This is a genomic window from uncultured Altererythrobacter sp. (assembly GCF_913057185.1).
Taxonomy (GTDB): domain Bacteria; phylum Pseudomonadota; class Alphaproteobacteria; order Sphingomonadales; family Sphingomonadaceae; genus Erythrobacter; species Erythrobacter rubellus.
Genome location: NZ_CAJXNK010000001.1, coordinates 729,433 through 746,336, shown reverse-complemented (window position 1 = coordinate 746,336; position 16,904 = coordinate 729,433). Strand labels below are relative to the sequence as shown.

Annotated in this window: 18 protein-coding genes; 9 read left to right on the top strand and 9 right to left on the bottom strand. The window is 57.4% G+C overall.

The genetic code is table 11. The annotated features are described in order from the left end of the window. Positions 1-52: 52 nt before the first annotated feature. Positions 53-1,144, top strand: coding sequence for a mechanosensitive ion channel domain-containing protein (locus QZ487_RS03760; protein WP_296023370.1), 1,092 nt, complete (start codon positions 53-55; stop codon positions 1,142-1,144). A gap of 12 nt (positions 1,145-1,156) precedes the next feature. Here the strand turns inward: QZ487_RS03760 and QZ487_RS03755 are convergent, their stop codons facing one another. Both QZ487_RS03755 and QZ487_RS03750 read right to left on the bottom strand, forming a co-directional pair. Continuing rightward, positions 1,157-1,372: a hypothetical protein gene (locus tag QZ487_RS03755; RefSeq protein WP_367114428.1), complete on the bottom strand. Its 216-nt coding sequence runs from the start codon at positions 1,370-1,372 to the stop codon at positions 1,157-1,159. Positions 1,373-1,554: 182 nt separating this feature from the next. Continuing rightward, on the bottom strand, positions 1,555-2,301 hold the full coding sequence (locus tag QZ487_RS03750; RefSeq protein ID WP_296023369.1) for a methyltransferase: 747 nt from the start codon (positions 2,299-2,301) through the stop codon (positions 1,555-1,557). Between the two features lie 172 nt (positions 2,302-2,473). On the opposite strand from QZ487_RS03750, the gene QZ487_RS03745 reads away from it, so the two are divergent. The 4 genes from QZ487_RS03745 to QZ487_RS03730 are packed head-to-tail and all read left to right on the top strand — an operon-like array spanning position 2,474 to position 5,513. Next, positions 2,474-3,181 (top strand): CoA transferase subunit A, encoded by a 708-nt coding sequence (locus QZ487_RS03745; protein ID WP_296023368.1) that lies wholly within the window; start codon positions 2,474-2,476, stop codon positions 3,179-3,181. Further along, positions 3,178-3,711 (top strand): nuclear transport factor 2 family protein, encoded by a 534-nt coding sequence (locus QZ487_RS03740; protein ID WP_296023367.1) that lies wholly within the window; start codon positions 3,178-3,180, stop codon positions 3,709-3,711. The genes QZ487_RS03745 and QZ487_RS03740 overlap by 4 nt, the downstream gene beginning before the upstream one ends. Then, positions 3,711-4,373 (top strand): 3-oxoacid CoA-transferase subunit B, encoded by a 663-nt coding sequence (locus tag QZ487_RS03735; protein WP_296024108.1) that lies wholly within the window; start codon positions 3,711-3,713, stop codon positions 4,371-4,373. Before QZ487_RS03740 ends, QZ487_RS03735 begins: the two co-directional genes overlap by 1 nt. Positions 4,374-4,376: 3 nt before the next feature. Beyond that, the gene (locus QZ487_RS03730; RefSeq protein WP_296023366.1) at positions 4,377-5,513 is read left to right on the top strand and encodes a CaiB/BaiF CoA-transferase family protein; all 1,137 of its coding nucleotides are present in this window, start codon (positions 4,377-4,379) and stop codon (positions 5,511-5,513) included. On the opposite strand, the gene metK is transcribed toward QZ487_RS03730, so the two are convergent. From metK to hisS, 6 genes are all read right to left on the bottom strand, one after another. Continuing rightward, positions 5,510-6,751 carry a methionine adenosyltransferase gene (gene metK / locus QZ487_RS03725; protein ID WP_296023365.1) on the bottom strand — a complete coding sequence of 414 codons (1,242 nt, stop codon included), beginning with the start codon at positions 6,749-6,751 and terminating at the stop codon, positions 5,510-5,512. The two genes, QZ487_RS03730 and metK, sit on opposite strands and share 4 nt — an antisense overlap. Before the next feature lie 40 nt (positions 6,752-6,791). Further along, positions 6,792-8,387 (bottom strand): apolipoprotein N-acyltransferase, encoded by a 1,596-nt coding sequence (lnt, locus tag QZ487_RS03720; protein ID WP_296023364.1) that lies wholly within the window; start codon positions 8,385-8,387, stop codon positions 6,792-6,794. Between the two features lie 45 nt (positions 8,388-8,432). Then, positions 8,433-9,035: a DUF4167 domain-containing protein gene (locus QZ487_RS03715; RefSeq protein ID WP_296023363.1), complete on the bottom strand. Its 603-nt coding sequence runs from the start codon at positions 9,033-9,035 to the stop codon at positions 8,433-8,435. 232 nt (positions 9,036-9,267) lie between these two features. Next, positions 9,268-10,089, bottom strand: coding sequence for a peptide chain release factor N(5)-glutamine methyltransferase (gene prmC / locus QZ487_RS03710; protein ID WP_296023361.1), 822 nt, complete (start codon positions 10,087-10,089; stop codon positions 9,268-9,270). Further along, entirely contained in the window at positions 10,086-11,153 is a 1,068-nt protein-coding gene (gene prfA / locus QZ487_RS03705) for a peptide chain release factor 1 (protein ID WP_296023360.1), read from the bottom strand. The genes prmC and prfA overlap by 4 nt, the downstream gene beginning before the upstream one ends. Positions 11,154-11,278: 125 nt before the next feature. Continuing rightward, positions 11,279-12,517, bottom strand: a complete 1,239-nt coding sequence (hisS, locus tag QZ487_RS03700; protein WP_285976438.1) for a histidine--tRNA ligase — start codon at positions 12,515-12,517, stop codon at positions 11,279-11,281. A 126-nt stretch (positions 12,518-12,643) separates the two neighbouring features. Between hisS and ppa the strand changes: the two genes are divergently transcribed. After that, a complete protein-coding gene (ppa, locus tag QZ487_RS03695; RefSeq protein WP_285976437.1) occupies positions 12,644-13,180 on the top strand; it encodes an inorganic diphosphatase in 537 nt (178 codons plus the stop codon). A 12-nt stretch (positions 13,181-13,192) separates the two neighbouring features. Here the strand turns inward: ppa and QZ487_RS03690 are convergent, their stop codons facing one another. Next, entirely contained in the window at positions 13,193-13,573 is a 381-nt protein-coding gene (locus QZ487_RS03690) for a hypothetical protein (protein WP_285976436.1), read from the bottom strand. Between the two features lie 247 nt (positions 13,574-13,820). Here QZ487_RS03690 and lptB point away from each other — a divergent pair, with 247 nt between their 5' ends. The 3 genes from lptB to ctrA all read left to right on the top strand — a co-directional run bounded on the left by lptB (position 13,821) and on the right by ctrA (position 16,897). Continuing rightward, the gene (gene lptB / locus QZ487_RS03685; RefSeq protein WP_285976945.1) at positions 13,821-14,549 is read left to right on the top strand and encodes an LPS export ABC transporter ATP-binding protein; all 729 of its coding nucleotides are present in this window, start codon (positions 13,821-13,823) and stop codon (positions 14,547-14,549) included. 5 nt (positions 14,550-14,554) lie between these two features. Then, positions 14,555-16,027 (top strand): RNA polymerase factor sigma-54, encoded by a 1,473-nt coding sequence (gene rpoN, locus QZ487_RS03680; RefSeq protein ID WP_296023358.1) that lies wholly within the window; start codon positions 14,555-14,557, stop codon positions 16,025-16,027. Between the two features lie 174 nt (positions 16,028-16,201). Beyond that, a complete protein-coding gene (gene ctrA, locus QZ487_RS03675; RefSeq protein WP_285976434.1) occupies positions 16,202-16,897 on the top strand; it encodes a response regulator transcription factor CtrA in 696 nt (231 codons plus the stop codon). Positions 16,898-16,904 lie beyond the last annotated feature (7 nt).

The window sequence follows — 16,904 nt, the reverse complement described above, 5'->3', positions numbered from 1 at the left end:
CCATTTCCGGCATGTGTTGCAAAATGCCAATTCAGCACATACGCCGCTCGCAATGTTTGACCAAATCAATCCAGCTAGCTGGCGCATCGATTTGAATGCTCTGGCTTATGACATCACCGTATCCGCGCTGATTGTCGCGGTCGCGGTCGTTATTGCCTATTTGATTTACCGCGCAGCATTCCACCTTGTCAGCCGCGTAACCCGCGTTTCGGAGACAAATGTCGATGACGAGATAGTCGGCCGCATCCGTGCGCCGATCAAATGGTCCTTTATCGCCATCGCCGTCACACTCGCGGCGCAATATGATGCGTCGCTGGGATTGCTGTGGGAACCGCTGGCTCAGTTCCTTCGACCCGCTCTGCTCGGCTGGATTGCCTATAACGCAGTGAAGGGCTTCACCGCCGCCATCGAAGCGCGAATCGAGATCAGCGATGATCCTGTTGCAATGCGCAGCCGGCGGACCCGCCTAGCTGTGCTTTCGCGCGTTCTGACGTTCGGGATAATCGTCATTACCGTTGGCCTGATGCTGTTTACTATCCCATCGGTGCGAGCAATCGGCACGACAATGCTGGCTTCTGCAGGTCTCGCTGCTCTGGCCATCGGTGCAGCAGCTCAACCCGCACTCAAGTCACTGATCGCTGGCCTTCAGATCGCATTGACCGAGCCACTTAGGCTCGGCGATCTTGTCAAAGTCGACGGTGAAGTAGGGCGCGTCGAAGAGATCAGGATGAGCTTCATCACTGTCCGCACATGGGACGAGCGGGTGATCATTGTGCCCACGTCGCGCTTCCTGGACGCAAGTTTTGAAAACTGGTCGCGCGAGAACGAAAAGCTTTCCGGTCCTGTCATGCTGCACCTTGATCCAATCGCCGATGTGACGCCGATTCGCGCCGAGTTTGAGCGCTTCGTCCGGGCGCATGAGCTTTATGACGGACGCAATATGGCGCTTCTCATGACTGAGGCTTATCCCGAAAGTGTCGAGCTGCGTTTGTCAGTGAGCGCCAGCACAATAGGCGAACTTTGGCAGCTGCGTTGTGACCTTCGCGAACACATGCTCAGATGGCTGCGCGAGAACCAGCCCGATGCGCTGATCCGCCACCGGCTCGAAGTCCCCAACGGCCACCCGAAGGCGGGCGAGCCGTAAACGCAAGAGTTCTTATTCGATCCCGCTCTCTTCAGGCGAGCTGCCATGCTTCGCGACCCGGGTCGATTCAAGCATCCCCTCGTGTACAAAGCCGATCTGCTGAACTTCGTGCGCACGTTTCTTCAGCTCGCCGCTCATCTTGCGATACTCGGCTTCCATCCGCGGCGTGACGGTTGCGCGTGAGTCCTTCAGCGTTTCGTCAAAGTCGACATTCGCGACTTCCTTCACCTCACTCCCTTCGCGAAGCAATGCAGGCCAGGCAAGAAAAAAGCCCGGTCAATAATGACCGGGCTTGAAAGTCTTTGGGAGAGGATGCCTAAAAGGCACCGACTATTTGCAGTGCAGCATTGTTTTTCGCAAGTGCGAAAAGAACATCCTGTGTTGCAAAATGCGCAACAACCTTAGCGCTATCACTCCGTAGGTTTCTGAAATTTCATCATAAAGCGGTCGGTTTTGCCGCGCACACTCTCATCGAAGATGGATTTCGTCATCTCGTCATCGCTGCGGCGCAACATATCCGACTGGCCGACAAGCACAAACCCTGCCGCCTGCATTGCCGCGAGCACTGTGGCGGGATCAATCCGGTGGACCGCATCCACCACTTCCCGGGTATCCCCGGACTGTCCGACATGATCGATTACAATTACGTGCCCTCCCGGCTTCAACGCCGCAAACCAGTTGGCAAGCATCGCGCGTTCGTCGATCCGCTCCATCTGGAAGCGCTCGGATGTCCAGTAGATGTCATGAAAGGTCTGATTGGTGAAGATCATGTGGACACTATCGGGCGCCAAAACCATGGCACGATTGCGAGTTCCGATTGGCCGGATATTGCTATGCTTATCAGTTCTCGCTTCCCAGATTTCCGGGTTGTGGAATGCAGCAGGATTGAGCGCATAGACAGCGCCCCTTGGGCCTACAATTTCTGCTAGCAATGCACTGTAGTAGCCATCTCCGGCCATGAAATCGGCAATAACATCGCCTTCTTTTGGTCCTGAGAAACGCAAAACTTCAACCGGGTTGCGCCCTTCATCCAGCGCCCGATCTGCTTCGCTTCGGCTTTGGTCTGCCACTGCATCGCTTGCCGGATCGGCCAATGCTGGCGTGCCCCAAGCAATTACGACACTGGCCAATGCAGCCAGCATTGATTTTCTTCGCATTTCACTACCCCTTGGTTGCAAGCGCAGGAGTGTACCATTCAAGCGATTTCGCAATCCCGCACCGACCAAGGCGCGACGGTTTTCGATCAAGAGAGCGGATGACAGCCGGCTTTCAAGACGCTAAGCGCTGCCGCTACGTAACCCTCTTCATACGAACTCCTCCGAGTCATTGATGCAAAAGATTTTTCCCGATGCCGCGGCCGCCCTGGAAGGGCTGCTATCAGATAACATGTTGATCGCCGCCGGAGGCTTTGGCCTTTGTGGAATTCCAGAGCGGTTTCTTGACGCGATCCGTGACAGTGGCGTCTCGGGCCTGACCTTTGCAAGCAACAATGCCGGAATCGATAACGAGGGGATCGGCAAGCTGTTGCGCACCAAGCAAGTCAGGAAGATGATCAGTTCCTACGTGGGCGAGAACAAGGAGTTCGAGCGCCAGTTCCTGTCCGGCGAACTGGAGGTTGAATTCTGCCCGCAAGGTACCCTGGCCGAACGCATGCGCGCCGGCGGCGCAGGCATCCCCGGATTCTACACCAAGACCGGGGTTGGAACACAGGTCGCCGAAGGCAAGGAACACAAAGACTTCAACGGCGAAACCTACGTCTTGGAACACGGAATTTTTGCCGATTTGTCGATCATCAAAGCGTGGAAAGCGGATGAGACCGGCAATCTGATGTTCCGGAAGACCGCACGCAATTTCAATCAGCCCGCGGCGACATGCGGCAAAGTCTGCGTCGTCGAAGTCGAGGAGATCGTGCCCGTCGGCGAGCTAGACCCGGATTGCATCCATTTGCCCGGTGTCTTCGTGAACCGCATGATTGTGGGCGCGCCATACGACAAGAAGATCGAGTTCCGTACGGTGCGCGAAAGAGAAGCCGTATGAATCCGATCGCATTCGCAGTTGCGCTCGCGCTCGCTGCCATACCCGCCTACCCGGCATTCGCAAGTCATCCCGAAGGAGTAGAGCTCGTGGTCAATGAACAAGCCGCCATTCAAACCACTATTGATGGCGTCTATGATGTGATCTCAGGCCCGGTCGGCGCGGCGCGCGACTGGGACAAGATGCGAGCTCTGATGACCGAAGATGCGCGTCTCACGCCAATCGGGACCGACGGCCACAGCTCGTATGACGTGGATGGCTATGTTGCGCGGTCAGAGGAGTTTCTGATGAGCCAAGGGTTCTTCGAGATCGAAACTGGCAACCGGATGGAAGTCTATGGCAATCTCGCCCAAGTCTGGTCCGCCTATGAAGGCCGCACCAGTAGTGCGGATGGCCCTGTCTTCGTGACCGGCATCAACAGCTTCCAGCTGGTAAAAACCGAAAATGGCTGGAAGGTTTTCTCGATCCTGTGGCAGGCCGCTAATGACAAGCTGCCGGTTCCTGCTGACCTTGCCGAGACGGAGGCCGAATGATGAGCGCTGAAGCAAAAGGCTGGGACCGCAACCAGATGGCCGCGCGTGCGGCGCAAGAGCTGGAAGACGGTTATTACGTCAACCTTGGCATTGGTATCCCGACGCTGGTTGCCAACCATATTCCCGATGGCATGCATGTCACGCTGCAAAGCGAAAACGGCATGCTGGGCATCGGCCCATTCCCCTATGACGACGAAGTCGATCCGGATCTGATCAACGCTGGCAAGCAAACCATCAGCGAGCTGCCGCACAGCGCTTATTTCGACAGCGCAACCAGCTTTGCCATGATCCGCGGCGGGCATATCGACCTGACTGTGCTGGGCGCGATGGAAGTTGCCGAAAACGGTGACATCGCCAACTGGATGATCCCGGGCAAGATGATCAAGGGCATGGGCGGCGCGATGGACCTTGTTGCTGGCGTGAAGAAGATCATCGTGGTGATGGATCACGCCAGCAAGGCGGGCGAGCCAAAGTTCATTCCCGAATGCATCTTGCCGCTGACAGGCACCAATGTGGTCGACATGATCATCACCAATCTGGGTGTATTTCACCGCAAGGATCACGAAAGCCCGTTCCGCCTGATCGAGCTGGCACCGGGTGTGACGGAAGATGATATCGCCGCCCAGACAACGGCGAAATATGAAGTCGCGCTGAGCGCATAGCCCATGTGGCTCGAAAAGCCTCGCAACCCGAACGCCCCGCTGGCCGGGCTCAAAGTGCTTGAGCTGGCGCGAGTGCTGGCTGGGCCATGGGCAGGGCAAATCCTCGCCGATCTGGGCGCGGATGTGATCAAGGTCGAAGCGCCGGAGGGGGACAATACGCGTATCTGGGGGCCACCCTGGGTCGAGCATCATGGCGAAAAGACCTCGGCCTACTATCACGCCTGCAATCGCGGAAAACGTTCGTTCGTAGCGGATTTCCGCCAGCAGGAAGATATCGCCAATGTTATCGGGCTCGCTTCCGGGGCGGATGTAGTGCTCGAAAATTTCCTTCCGGGAAAGCTCGTTAAATTCGGCCTGGATTATCCGACGCTGTCGAGGGCAAACCCTCAGCTTATCTATTGCTCGGTCACAGGCTTCGGACAGGATGGCCCACGGCGCAACGAACCCGGTTACGACTTCGTGATCCAGGGCATGAGCGGATTCATGTCTTTGAACGGTGAGCCCGGCGGCGATCCCATGAAGTTCGGCGTCTCGATTTCTGACCTTTCCTGCGGCCTATATGCCGCCAATGCCATTCAGGCGGCGCTGCTGATGCGCGAGCGCACCGGAAGGGGACAATGGATCGATATGAGCTTGCTCGATTGCTCGGTCTCACTGCTCGCAAACCAAGCTTCGAGCTATTTCGCGACCGGCACAAATCCGCCGCGTATGGGCAATGCGCATGCGCAAGTCAGCGCCTATGGCGTATTCCCGAGCAAGGACGGCCCGGTCGTGCTGGCACCTGCAAACGACAATCTGTTTCGCAAGCTGCTGAACGTGCTGGGCCGGGATGATCTGCTCGATGACGCCCGCTTTTCTTCCAACGAAGCCCGTGTCGCCAATCGCGAAGAAGTCGACACCATGATCGCTCGAGAAACCGTTCTTTGGGAACGCGATGTTTTGCTGCGCCACTGCGCAGAAGCTGGCGTACCTGCCGGCCCGATCAACAATCTGGATGAAGTCTTCGCAGACCCCCAGATTCAAGCCCGCGGCATGCAGGTGAAGCTAGACGGAATGCCCGGCGTGCGCAGCCCGTTTAGATTCTCCGACGCAGAGTTGGCGCTGGACAAGCCTTCGCCAACATTGGGCGAGGACAGTTAAGCGACCGCAGCTTTCAGATCATCGATCAAATCGGTCCGTTCCCAAGGAAACAGATCGCCTTCAGGGGTACGGCCAAAGTGGCCATAGGCCGCGCTCTTGCTATAGATCGGCTTATTAAGACCCAGATGCGTGCGGATCGCGAGCGGGGTCAGCCCGCCCAGCTTGCCGATCGAATTGATCGCCGCTTCAAGCTTCGCATCATCAACGGTGCCAGTACCGTGCGTATCGACATAGAGCGATAGCGGCTCCGAAACGCCAATCGCATAGGCGATCTGGATCGTGCAGCGTTTGGCAAGGCCTGCCGCAACAACATTCTTTGCAAGGTATCGCGTGATATAGGCCGCCGAACGGTCCACCTTGGTCGGGTCCTTGCCGCTGAAGGCACCGCCACCGTGCGGCGCGGCACCACCATAGGTGTCGACGATGATCTTGCGGCCCGTCAGGCCAGCGTCACCATCAGGCCCGCCGATCACAAAGCTACCGGTCGGATTGATGTGCCATTGTGTCTCATCGGACAGGAAGCCGTCGGGTAGGATATCCGCCACTACTCCCTTCACATAGGACTTGAGCTCGGCTTCTTTCGCACCTTGGTCATAGCCCTCCGCATGCTGAGTGCTGACCACCAGGGCCGTGCAAGCAACCGGCTTTCCATCCTTGTAGCGCAGCGTGACCTGGCTCTTGGCATCTGGCTCCAGGAAAGGTGCCACACCAGAATGACGATCAGCAGCGAGCCGCTCCAAGATCTTGTGGCTGTAATCGAGCGTCGCAGGCATCAGGTCAGGCGTTTCATCGCAAGCAAAACCGAACATGATGCCCTGATCGCCGGCGCCCTCGTTCTTGTTCGAGCCTTCGGCACCTGCGTCGACGCCTTGCGCGATGTGAGCCGATTGGCCGTGCAAATGGTTTTCAAACGTCAGCGTCTTCCAGTGGAAGCCGTCTTGCTCATAGCCGATATCACGCACGGTGCTGCGGACCGCCCGCTCGATCTCTTCCTTGGCACCGGGTGCCCAGCCGCCGTTGACCGCCCATTCCTCGTTATTTTCGTCATACATTGGTGCGCAGCGAATTTCGCCCGACAGAATGACGCGCTGCGTCGTGGTCATCGTCTCGCAGGCGACACGCGCTTCCGGATCTTTGGCGAGCATGAGATCAACAATAGCATCGGAGATCTGGTCAGAGACTTTGTCCGGATGACCTTCTGAAACGCTTTCGGAGGTGAAGAGAAAATCGCTGCGCATGATACCTTGATATAAAGAGTTCTTTATGTGTGCGCGTTCCCTAGCTCCTGCGCAATCGCAAGGCAACCAGAGAAGCGGTGATCAAGAGAAAAGCCCACCCTAATGGCAGGTTATTGCCTAGTTTCGCGAAAAGCGTTGCGCCTTTTGCAGGCGGGATCACTCCATCGAGCCAGCCATCGACACCGCTGGGAATGTAGGACCGGACGATTCCGTTTGCATCGATTACTGCGCTGATACCCGTGGTGGTTGAACGCAGTACAGGCAGGCCTTCCTCGATCGCGCGCAGCCGTGCATGCGCCAGATGCTGCGGCGGCCCCCAGCTCCCGAACCAGCCATCATTGGACGGGTTGAAAATGAATTGCGGCCGGTTTGCGCGATCGACAACCTGACCAGAGAACACAATCTCGTAGCATATCTGGATGCCTGCACGGCCAAAACGCCTCAGCTCCAACGTCGCAGGGCCAGCGCCCGGCTCGTAGTCAATAGAGCCGGCAACAAGTCTGGAAAGCCCGATCGGTTCAAGGATGGAACGCATCGGCAGATATTCGCCATAGGGCACAAGATGCGCCTTGGAATAATTCGCAAAAATGTCACCGCGACCATCAATTGCGCTCACCGCATTGCGAGCGCTGACCGCGCGCAACCGCCCATCGGGTTGCCCCATGGACAAATGAACGAGACCAGAGAGAAGAATCGACTTCTCACCGATGACTGCGGCAATCCGTTGGCGCGCAAACTGCGGATCACGACCGGCTGTACGCGCGCGATAGTATCGATCAGGATAGCCATCTTCGAGATAGTCCGGAATCGCAGCTTCAGGCCAAAGTACCAAGCGGGGTTCATCGCGGCCAGGCAGTGTATTCTCAGTCAGCCTTGCAAATTGTTCCTCGTATTTGGTCGGGTCGTCACGCTCCTCCTGCGGGATCAGCGGCTGGACCAGCATGAATGGAACCGTGCCTTCATCGTTGACGTATCGCGCGGCAGGGAAAAGCATTGCTGCCGCTACGCTAAGCGCGACGACGAACGAGAGCATGCGTACGCGACCCATGCTCCAAAAAGCGATCGGCAGCCCTGCTATCAAAATGACGGCGCCGGAGAGCGCGTAGGTGCCCAGCCACGGTAGCAGCAAGGCGATACCCGGGCTGTCAAAGTCGCCCAACAGCATCAACCCCAACGGGGGCCAGGGATATCCGGTGAAAACCCAGCTACGCAGCCATTCAGCCACAATCCACGTACCCGCGAACACACAAGTGAAGACCGTCATCGTGCCCCTACGCGCGATGACGTGTACGGCCAGCGCCGCAAGTGCGGGATAAATGGCAAGGTAAATGCAGAGCAGCGGAACTGCGAGCGACCCAAGGAACACCGGCATTTCAGATTGGAATGTGAACGCCGTAGCGATCCAGTTGTTGGCTAGGGTTAGATGCCCAAAGCCAAAGCACCAGCCCAATAATACCGCTGCTTTCCCTGATTCAGCGGCCCGAAGCAGAGCGATAAAGGCAGCGACACCAACCAGACCAGCCGGCCATAGCCCCAGCGGGGGATATGCGGTGGCAGACAATGCGCCGAGAACAAGTGCGAACACGCGAGGCCACTGAAGCAGCACCTGCCACATCCGGAGGACTTTTTCGGTCATGATCCGAATGCTGCCCCTTTCGCCTCAACCAAAGCCTGAACGGTTTTAGCCTACGGCTTCTTCGCTATCTTCGCTTGGCTGTTTACGGCGGCGGCGTGGCTTGGGCGCGGCTTCGCTATCGTCGTCCAAGGCTACAATCGCTGGCGGAAGAACCGCTGCGTCAATCTCGCCATCTGCGCTGCCACTGGTGTCTTCGCGCGGTTTGCGGCGCGGCTTCTTTTCGTCCTCGTCACCTGACTGATCGATGGGTTCGCCTTCGTAGCCCCGGCTGCCTTCGCTGGTGCTGTCGTCGCGACTATCGCGATTGCCACGCGAGCGGCGGTTGTTACGGCGATGATCGTCGCCATCATCATCGTCATTGTCATCGTCGGACTGGCCGCGCTCATCCTGACGTTTCGCCTTGGCCTCGCCCTGACGCGCCTTGTTATCGGCTATCACACGGAAATAGTGGTCAGCGAACTGAAGATACTGCTCCATCAATACGCGGTCGCCATTATGCTGCGCGTCCTGTGCCAGTTTCTTGTACTTGTCGAGAAGCTGCGGCGCATTACCACGCGCCCGGTTGTCAATGCGATTGGCGCTATTGCTACCGCCCTGGTTACGGTTACTGCCGCGGCCGCGACGTCGATTATTGCGGTTGTTATTCAAGGAATTCCATCCTGTTTGGAGGCCCCTACGCGTCTAAAAATGTAACGCAGGGTCATCTCACCCCTTTATGTGCGCCCTGTCCATGGGACGGAGCAGTCCTATCCACATGATCCAGAAAGCGTTTTCGCTCTGCCTATCTCTTTGAAAATGTGGAGCTTAGGTCCTCGGTGAGCACTCATGCTATCCGGGAACTGATTCGTGGGTAGACTCGCAGATCGAGTTTGCCAAGCCTTTATCGCAGAATCAGCGCGCGCGGGCGCCCGGACAAGTCACAGCGCAATTCGGCCGAGAACCCGTTTTTCTCTGCAATATTCGTTACCTGCGCCGCCTGAGAGGCTCCGATTTCGAGCACAGCCGCTCCTCCTTCTGTCAACAGTTGACGCAGCTGCGGGATAATCGCCCGGTAGTCGTCAAGCCCTTCTTCGCCGGCGAACAAGGCGCTGGCAGGCTCAAAGTTGCGCACGTCCGGATCGAGCTGAGCCGTGGTTTCAACATAGGGCGGGTTGGCAATGATGAGATCGAATTGGCCCACATCATCGCTCCAACCATGCTCGTGCCAGTCGGCACGCAACATATGCGTGCGTTCGACAACGCCAAGCCTGGCTGCGTTCGCTGCCGCAACCGACAGGGCAGAAAGCGAGGCATCAATCCCGACACCCACTAGCGAAGGCCGCTCGGCCAGCAATGTGATCAACAGTGCGCCTGATCCCGTTCCCATATCGAGTGCGCGCCCGCTGTCCGGTGCAACCGCGAGCGCGGCTTCGACAACACATTCGCTATCGCTGCGCGGGATCAGGACATGGGGAGTGACAATGAATCGGCGGCCATAAAACTCGGCATCACCCAGGATGTAAGCAATCGGTTCCCGATGAACACGGCGATCAACAAGCGATGCGAAACCAGCAGGCGCATCATCTGACATATGTCTTAGGAGCATGTCCGAACGACTTACGCCTAAGGCATGTGCCATCAAAAGCTCTGCATCTAGCCGCGCGGTATCACTGGTTTCTGTCAGCCGTGCCGTTGCTTCGCGCAGAGCGACTGCAACAGTCACTCGTTCATCGCGGCGAGACGTTTGGCCTCGTCCTCTGCAATCAGCGCATCGATCAATTCCCTGAGGCCAGTGCCCGCCAGCACTTCATCCAGCTTGTGCAGCGTCAGCCCGATCCGGTGATCGGTCACGCGGCCTTGCGGGAAATTGTAGGTGCGGATGCGTTCTGAACGATCGCCACTGCCGACCATCGCCTTGCGCGCCGCCGCCTCTTCGCCCTGCGTCTGCTCGCGCAGATGATCATAAACCCGCGTACGCAGCACCTGCATCGCCTTGGCCTTGTTCTTGTGCTGGCTGCGCTCGTCTTGCTGCTGCACAACGATTCCGGTTGGCAAGTGCGTGATCCGCACCGCAGAGTCAGTCGTATTGACGTGCTGACCGCCCGCACCCGACGCGCGATAGATATCGATCTTGAGGTCCTTGTCTTCGATCTGGACATCGACCTCATCGGGTTCGGGCAGCACCGCTACGGTTGCCGCCGAAGTGTGAATGCGCCCGCCGCTTTCGGTTACGGGAACGCGCTGAACGCGATGAACGCCGCTTTCGAACTTCATCTTCGCGAACACGCCTGTGCCGGTGACATTGGCAACGATTTCCTTGAAGCCGCCAACTTCGGATGCGTTCATGCTGACCGGCTCAACCTTCCAGCCCTGTTCCGCCGCAAAGCGTTCGTACATGCGGTAGAGATCGCCCGCGAACAGCGCGGCTTCATCGCCGCCGGTCCCCGCGCGTATTTCCAGCATGGCAGGCTTGCTGTCGGCGCTATCCTTGGGAAGCATGGCGATCGCGAGCTTCCGCTCGGCCTCAGGCAGCTTCTCGCGGATCTCGCTGAGCTCCTCCTCGGCCATAGCCTTCATTTCGGGATCGCCGAGCATTTCTTCGAGTCCCGCAATCTCTTCGCGCATGGATTTCACCTGGGCAGCGGTCTTGGCGACGGGTTCCAGCTCGGCATAGTCGCGGCTGGCCTGCACAAAGGCTTCGCCCTCAAGCGTGCCCGAAGCCATGCGCGCTTCAAGCTCGGCAAAGCGATGCGTAATCTGGTCAAGGCGTTCAGCGGGTATTTGCATGTGGGACTTCTCTTATCGTCATTCCCGTGGTTGTGAAACACAGCCGAAGGCTGAACACGGGAATCCGGTTTGACACGAACGGTGGCTTCGTTCTGGATCCCCGCCTTCGCGGGGATGACGAATGGCTAGACGTAGGGCCTAAAGCTTTCCAAAACCAGGGGGTTGGGCTCTCCGGCACTTGTGAAGCTGTGACCCATGTCCTTTTGCAGTGACACGATTGCCGCCGCTCCACTCTTTGTGGCCTTGTCATAGCGCTTGCGTGGCGACCCATTGGCGAATATCTCAACCACGAGCCCATCCTCACGAGCCTGGCGAGCCGCACTGATCGCTTCGGCGATCCGGTCATTGTCTTCAACGACAAGCGCTACATCGGCAATGGGTTCACCCTTCTCCCCAACCAGCATCGCCAGCCGCTCGATCCCGGCTGCCCAGCCCACTGCAGGCGTCGGTGCGCCGCCGAGACTTTCCATCAGCCCGTCATAGCGCCCGCCGCCCAGGATCGTACTCTGGCTGCCAAGCTTGCCAGCCGCTTCGCTGCCTTCATCAGGAATGAACTCAAACGCCGTGTGACGATAATAGTCGAGACCGCGCACGAGGCTTTCCGCGCGTGTCCATTTGACTCCAGCCGCATCCAAGCCGCTGGTCAACGCCTCGAAAAACGCCTTCGCCTCGTCTGACAGGAAGGCATCGATCTTGGGCGCATCCGCCACGAACTTGCGGTCGCGCGGGTCCTTTGAATCGAGAATACGCAGCGGATTCTTCTCCAGACGTTCCTGCGAATCTTCGGAGAGCTCATCCTTCACCGCACGGAAATACTCGACCAACGCCGCGCGCCAGGCATCGCGGCTTTCCGCGTCGCCCAGCGTGTTGAGGTGCAGCGTCACGCCCTCAATGCCCAGCTCGCGAATGATCTGATCCGCCATCGCCAACAGCTCGACATCGGCCTGCGGTTCCGCCGCACCGATAATCTCTGCATCGATCTGGTGAAACTGGCGATAGCGCCCCTTTTGCGGACGCTCGTAACGGAACAGCGGGCCGTGGGTTGCGACTTTCAGCGGCGCGTGCTGCTGCCAGCCATTGGTGAGGTATGCGCGAGCGATCCCTGCAGTGAATTCAGGCCGCAGCGTGAGCGATTCTCCGCCGCGATCATCGAACGAATACATTTCCTTCGATACGACATCGGTCGTCTCGCCAATCGCGCGCCTGAAAACTTCGGTCTTTTCGAAGACCGGCATCTCGACGCGGCGAAAGAGATAGAGTTTGCGCACGCGCTCGAATGTTTCGACCACGAAAGCGAAAGCTTCGGCATCGGCGCCGAAAATATCCTGAGTGCCGCGAATGGCATTTGGCGTGTTCTTGCTCATGAGATGCGCGATTAGGACCAAGGAAGGCCTTTCGCAATGGCGCATGTATCGCTAAAGGCCGCGTCAAATAAAAACTAGCGCAGCTCCGTCGGGGGAGTGGGGCAGCGCTGTAAAGACGAGACCACAATGCGTATTGATATGATCCCCGCCGGCAAGAACCCGCCAGAAGAACTCAATGTCATCATCGAAGTCCCGACCGGCGGCGAACCGGTGAAGTACGAGTTCGACAAGGAATCGGGTGCGCTATTCGTTGATCGTATCCTACACACGCCGATGCGCTATCCGGCGAACTACGGCTTTATCCCGCATACGCTGTCGCCCGATGGCGATCCGCTGGATGCATTGGTGATCGCCCGCAGCCCGTTCATTCCAGGCTGTGTTGTGCGTTCGCGCCCGATCGGTGTCTTGAACCTTGAGGACGAGCATGGCGGCGATGAAAAGCTGATCTGCGTGCCTGTGGACACGACTTTCCCGTATTATTCGGATGTTGGCGAAACCAAAGACTTGCCCTCAATCATCTTCCAGCAGATCGAGCACTTCTTCACACATTACAAGGATCTGGAGGCAGAAAAGTGGGTGCGCGTTGGCAATTGGGGCGACGCTAACGAAGCCCGACAAGTAGTCGTGGAAGCGATTGAACGCGCGAAATCAGCTCAAGGCTGATTGCGGCAGGTTCTACATTATTGCGGCAATGCCCTTGAAGAGCATGGTCAGCACAAACGGCAAGCCGATCGCGAGCAACCAAAGCCCAATCAGATCGCGCTTGAACGCGCTTTCATAAGCCATATCCGATGCTTGCTCGTCGGTTAGGTTGCGCCAGCGCCGTTCAAACTTTCGACAGGCCGGTATGATTGCGCCAACGAGAACGACGAGAGCGAACAACGCCATCATCTTCATGCCCGTTTCTTTCATCGCACCCATCGTCGCGAAGATCTGCAGGCCGGTATAAACCAACAGTGCATAGGCGACATGATCGCTCATTTTCTTGCGCCAGTCGTGCGCGTATTCGCGTGCACCCGCAGGCGCTGCATTGTTATTCGAGAACGTGTCGCTCATCGAAAGGCTCTCCCCAAAGTTCCTCTCACGGCGCAGAGTATCACAGAGAGTCGCGCCCAAGGCAAGACTGCTAACCATGCAATGATATTTAGCCCCAAAGCTTTGCCATGCATAAATCTTGCCAATTTGGCGAAAACGGGGGTTTTCTGCAGATGCTGGGATGCTAAAGCTGTTGGTGATGGACGATATGGAAACTCTAGCCACAGACAGTCACGCCGATGCGGCGGGTGCAATTGAACGAGTCGATATGCCCAACGGCGGACTCGAAGTCATCTCCATCGCGAAAAGCTATGACAAGCGCGCGGTCCTGACCGATATCTCGTTGCATGTCGCCAAGGGTGAAGTGCTGGGGCTGCTCGGACCAAACGGCGCAGGCAAAACCACCTGCTTCTATTCAATCATGGGTCTGGTCCGGCCTGACTCCGGCCGTATCCTGATGGACGGCGAAGATGTCACCAATCTGCCGATGTATCGCCGCGCAATCCTGGGCCTGGGGTATCTACCGCAGGAAACCAGCATTTTTCGCGGCATGACTGTGGAGCAGAACATCAATTGCGTGCTCGAAATGGTCGAGCCCGATGCGGATACCCGTGCCGCAGAGCTGGAGCGGCTGCTCGATGAATTCGGCCTGACGCGACTACGCGAAAGCCCGGCTATGGCGCTTTCGGGCGGCGAGCGGCGGAGGTGCGAGATTGCGCGAGCGCTAGCGGCCAAGCCCTCGATCATGCTGCTGGATGAACCGTTTGCAGGGATCGACCCGCTTTCGATCAACGACATTCGCGATCTTGTGAAAGATCTGAAAGAGCGCGGGATCGGCGTTTTGATCACGGACCACAATGTGCGCGAAACACTCGACATCGTGGACCGCGCCTGCATCATCTATGGCGGCCAGGTGCTTTTCGCGGGCTCTCCGCAAGATCTGGTCGCGGATGAGAATGTGCGTCGCCTGTATCTCGGTGAGGGCTTTACGCTGTAGCTCCGATGGCTTTGGGTCCTCGCCTAGACCTTAGGCAATCACAATCGCTGGTGATGACGCCGCAATTGCAGCAGGCGATCAAGCTCCTGGCCCTCTCCAACCTCGAAATCGAAGCTTTCATCGGAGAAGAGCTGGAAAACAACCCGCTCCTCAAAGCCGGAGAAGTGTCGAGCGAAGATGTTGGCGACCCTGAACCAGATGATATTCCGCGCGAAGAGGTCACATCGGATGTCCTGATTGCACAAGGGCAAGGCGAAGCCGAGGCGCCGACAGATCTTGATGCCAGCGCGCTTGATCGCGACTATGATACCGGAGATGCCGAATGGGGCGCGGCCCATGTGAGTGGGGGGCTCGAATCCGATCTGCCCAGCATTGAGGAGTGTAGCTCCGCCGATGTCAGCCTGGAAGAGCATCTACAGCTTCAGATCGGGGCTTACTACGATGACCCCAAGACCGAGTTCATCGCCCGTCACATCATCGGGTTGCTGGATGATGCTGGCTATTTGTCTTTCGAGTTGAGCGAAATCGCAGGCGATCTGGGCGTCACCATTCAGGAAACTGAACGGGCTCTTGCGCGTGTGCAGCAGCTGGAGCCGAGCGGCGTTGGCGCACGGTCATTAAGCGAATGCCTGGCAATCCAAGCACAAGAAGCAGACCGGTACGACCCCTGTATGCAGCGTTTGATCGACAATCTCGATCTGCTTGCGCGCGGCGAAATCCCGCGCCTCAGGCGGATGTGTGATGTCGACGATGAAGACTTTGCAGACATGCTGTCCGAACTGCGAAACTACGACCCCAAGCCCGGGCTTGCATATGGTTCGAGTGCAACAGAAGCTATCATTCCTGACGTTCTGGTCAGCTCCAAAGAAGGGGAAGGCTGGGACATCAGGCTTAATGAGGAGACTTTGCCGCGCTTGATCGTCAACCGTGCATATATGCTTGAGCTGCAGGGCGGCGGGACCAACAAGGAAGCCAGCCGCTGGCTCGACGAAAAGCTGGCGGATGCGAACTGGTTGATCAAGGCGCTGGACCAGCGCCAGAAAACGATCCTCAAGACTGCCGCAGAGATCGTGAAACGTCAGGAAGGTTTCTTTTTGCGGGGTGTGTCAGAGCTTAAGCCGCTTACGCTGAAGATGGTCGCCGACGAGATCGACATGCACGAAAGCACGGTTAGCCGTGTGACCAGCAACAAGTTCCTGAACTGTGAACGCGGAACGTTTGAACTGAAGTATTTCTTCACCAGCGGTGTGGGCTCCAGCGACGGCGAAGGCGCATCCTCCGAAGCGGTCAAGGCGCGTATCAAGGCATTGACCGATGCAGAAGATCCCAGAAAGATTTTAAGCGATGACACTCTGGTAACAATGCTTAAGGCCGAGGGCTTCGAACTCGCGCGCCGAACAGTTGCCAAATATCGCGAAGCCATGGGGATTGGCTCTTCCGTCCAGCGCAGAAGGCAGAAGAAGCTGGAAAACTTGTGATTTTCACATTCACCACCCTCTGTGACTCAAAAGACTCACTACTCGCGCGAAGTCGTTCGCTGAAGGGCTTTACGGGAAATTAACCTTTTTCGTTGAGACCTCGTGTGGTTAATTCACGGCAACCACTCTTTAGGAAGGGTTGCCACAAGTCTGGGGCAAAGGGGGAAACCACCCATGCGCGTGCTATTGATTGAGGACGAACCGACAACAGCAAAGGCTATTGAGCTGATGCTGACGACTGAAGGTTTTAATGTTTACTCGACTGATCTGGGCGAAGAAGGCTTGGATCTGGGCAAGCTGTATGATTACGATATCATTCTGCTCGACCTGAACCTGCCGGATATGCACGGCTATGACGTGCTGAAGAAGCTGCGCGTTGCCAAGGTGCAGACACCGGTTCTGATCCTTTCGGGTATCGCGGAAATGGACAGCAAGATCCACAGCTTCGGCTTCGGCGCTGACGATTACGTTACCAAGCCGTTCCATCGCGAAGAGCTGGTCGCTCGCATCCACGCTGTTGTGCGTCGTTCGAAGGGCCACAGCCAATCGATCATCCGCACTGGCAAGCTGGCAGTGAACCTCGATGCCAAGACCGTTGAAGTCGACGGCGCTCGCGTTCACCTGACAGGCAAGGAATATGCGATGCTTGAGCTGCTTTCGCTGCGCAAGGGCACTACGCTGACCAAGGAAATGTTCCTCAACCACCTGTATGGCGGAATGGACGAGCCGGAATTGAAGATCATCGACGTCTTCATCTGCAAGCTCCGCAAGAAGCTCAGCCTGGCAGGTGGCGGCGAGAACTATATCGAAACGGTATGGGGCCGCGGCTATGTGCTGCGTGACCCGGAAGAAGCTGCTGAAGCAGCCTAAGTTTCCA

Excerpts from the sequence above, each read along its gene's own strand:
- QZ487_RS03760 (WP_296023370.1), top strand. The coding sequence starts at position 53 with ATGTTTGACCAAATCAATCCAGCTAGCTGGCGCATCGATTTGAATGCT.
- QZ487_RS03750 (WP_296023369.1), bottom strand. The coding sequence starts at position 2,301 with ATGCGAAGAAAATCAATGCTGGCTGCATTGGCCAGTGTCGTAATTGCT.
- QZ487_RS03745 (WP_296023368.1), top strand. The coding sequence starts at position 2,474 with ATGCAAAAGATTTTTCCCGATGCCGCGGCCGCCCTGGAAGGGCTGCTA.
- QZ487_RS03740 (WP_296023367.1), top strand. The coding sequence starts at position 3,178 with ATGAATCCGATCGCATTCGCAGTTGCGCTCGCGCTCGCTGCCATACCC.
- QZ487_RS03735 (WP_296024108.1), top strand. The coding sequence starts at position 3,711 with ATGAGCGCTGAAGCAAAAGGCTGGGACCGCAACCAGATGGCCGCGCGT.
- QZ487_RS03730 (WP_296023366.1), top strand. The coding sequence starts at position 4,377 with ATGTGGCTCGAAAAGCCTCGCAACCCGAACGCCCCGCTGGCCGGGCTC.
- metK (WP_296023365.1), bottom strand. The coding sequence starts at position 6,751 with ATGCGCAGCGATTTTCTCTTCACCTCCGAAAGCGTTTCAGAAGGTCAT.
- lnt (WP_296023364.1), bottom strand. The coding sequence starts at position 8,387 with ATGACCGAAAAAGTCCTCCGGATGTGGCAGGTGCTGCTTCAGTGGCCT.
- prfA (WP_296023360.1), bottom strand. The coding sequence starts at position 11,153 with ATGCAAATACCCGCTGAACGCCTTGACCAGATTACGCATCGCTTTGCC.
- hisS (WP_285976438.1), bottom strand. The coding sequence starts at position 12,517 with ATGAGCAAGAACACGCCAAATGCCATTCGCGGCACTCAGGATATTTTC.
- ppa (WP_285976437.1), top strand. The coding sequence starts at position 12,644 with ATGCGTATTGATATGATCCCCGCCGGCAAGAACCCGCCAGAAGAACTC.
- QZ487_RS03690 (WP_285976436.1), bottom strand. The coding sequence starts at position 13,573 with ATGAGCGACACGTTCTCGAATAACAATGCAGCGCCTGCGGGTGCACGC.
- lptB (WP_285976945.1), top strand. The coding sequence starts at position 13,821 with ATGCCCAACGGCGGACTCGAAGTCATCTCCATCGCGAAAAGCTATGAC.
- rpoN (WP_296023358.1), top strand. The coding sequence starts at position 14,555 with ATGGCTTTGGGTCCTCGCCTAGACCTTAGGCAATCACAATCGCTGGTG.
- ctrA (WP_285976434.1), top strand. The coding sequence starts at position 16,202 with ATGCGCGTGCTATTGATTGAGGACGAACCGACAACAGCAAAGGCTATT.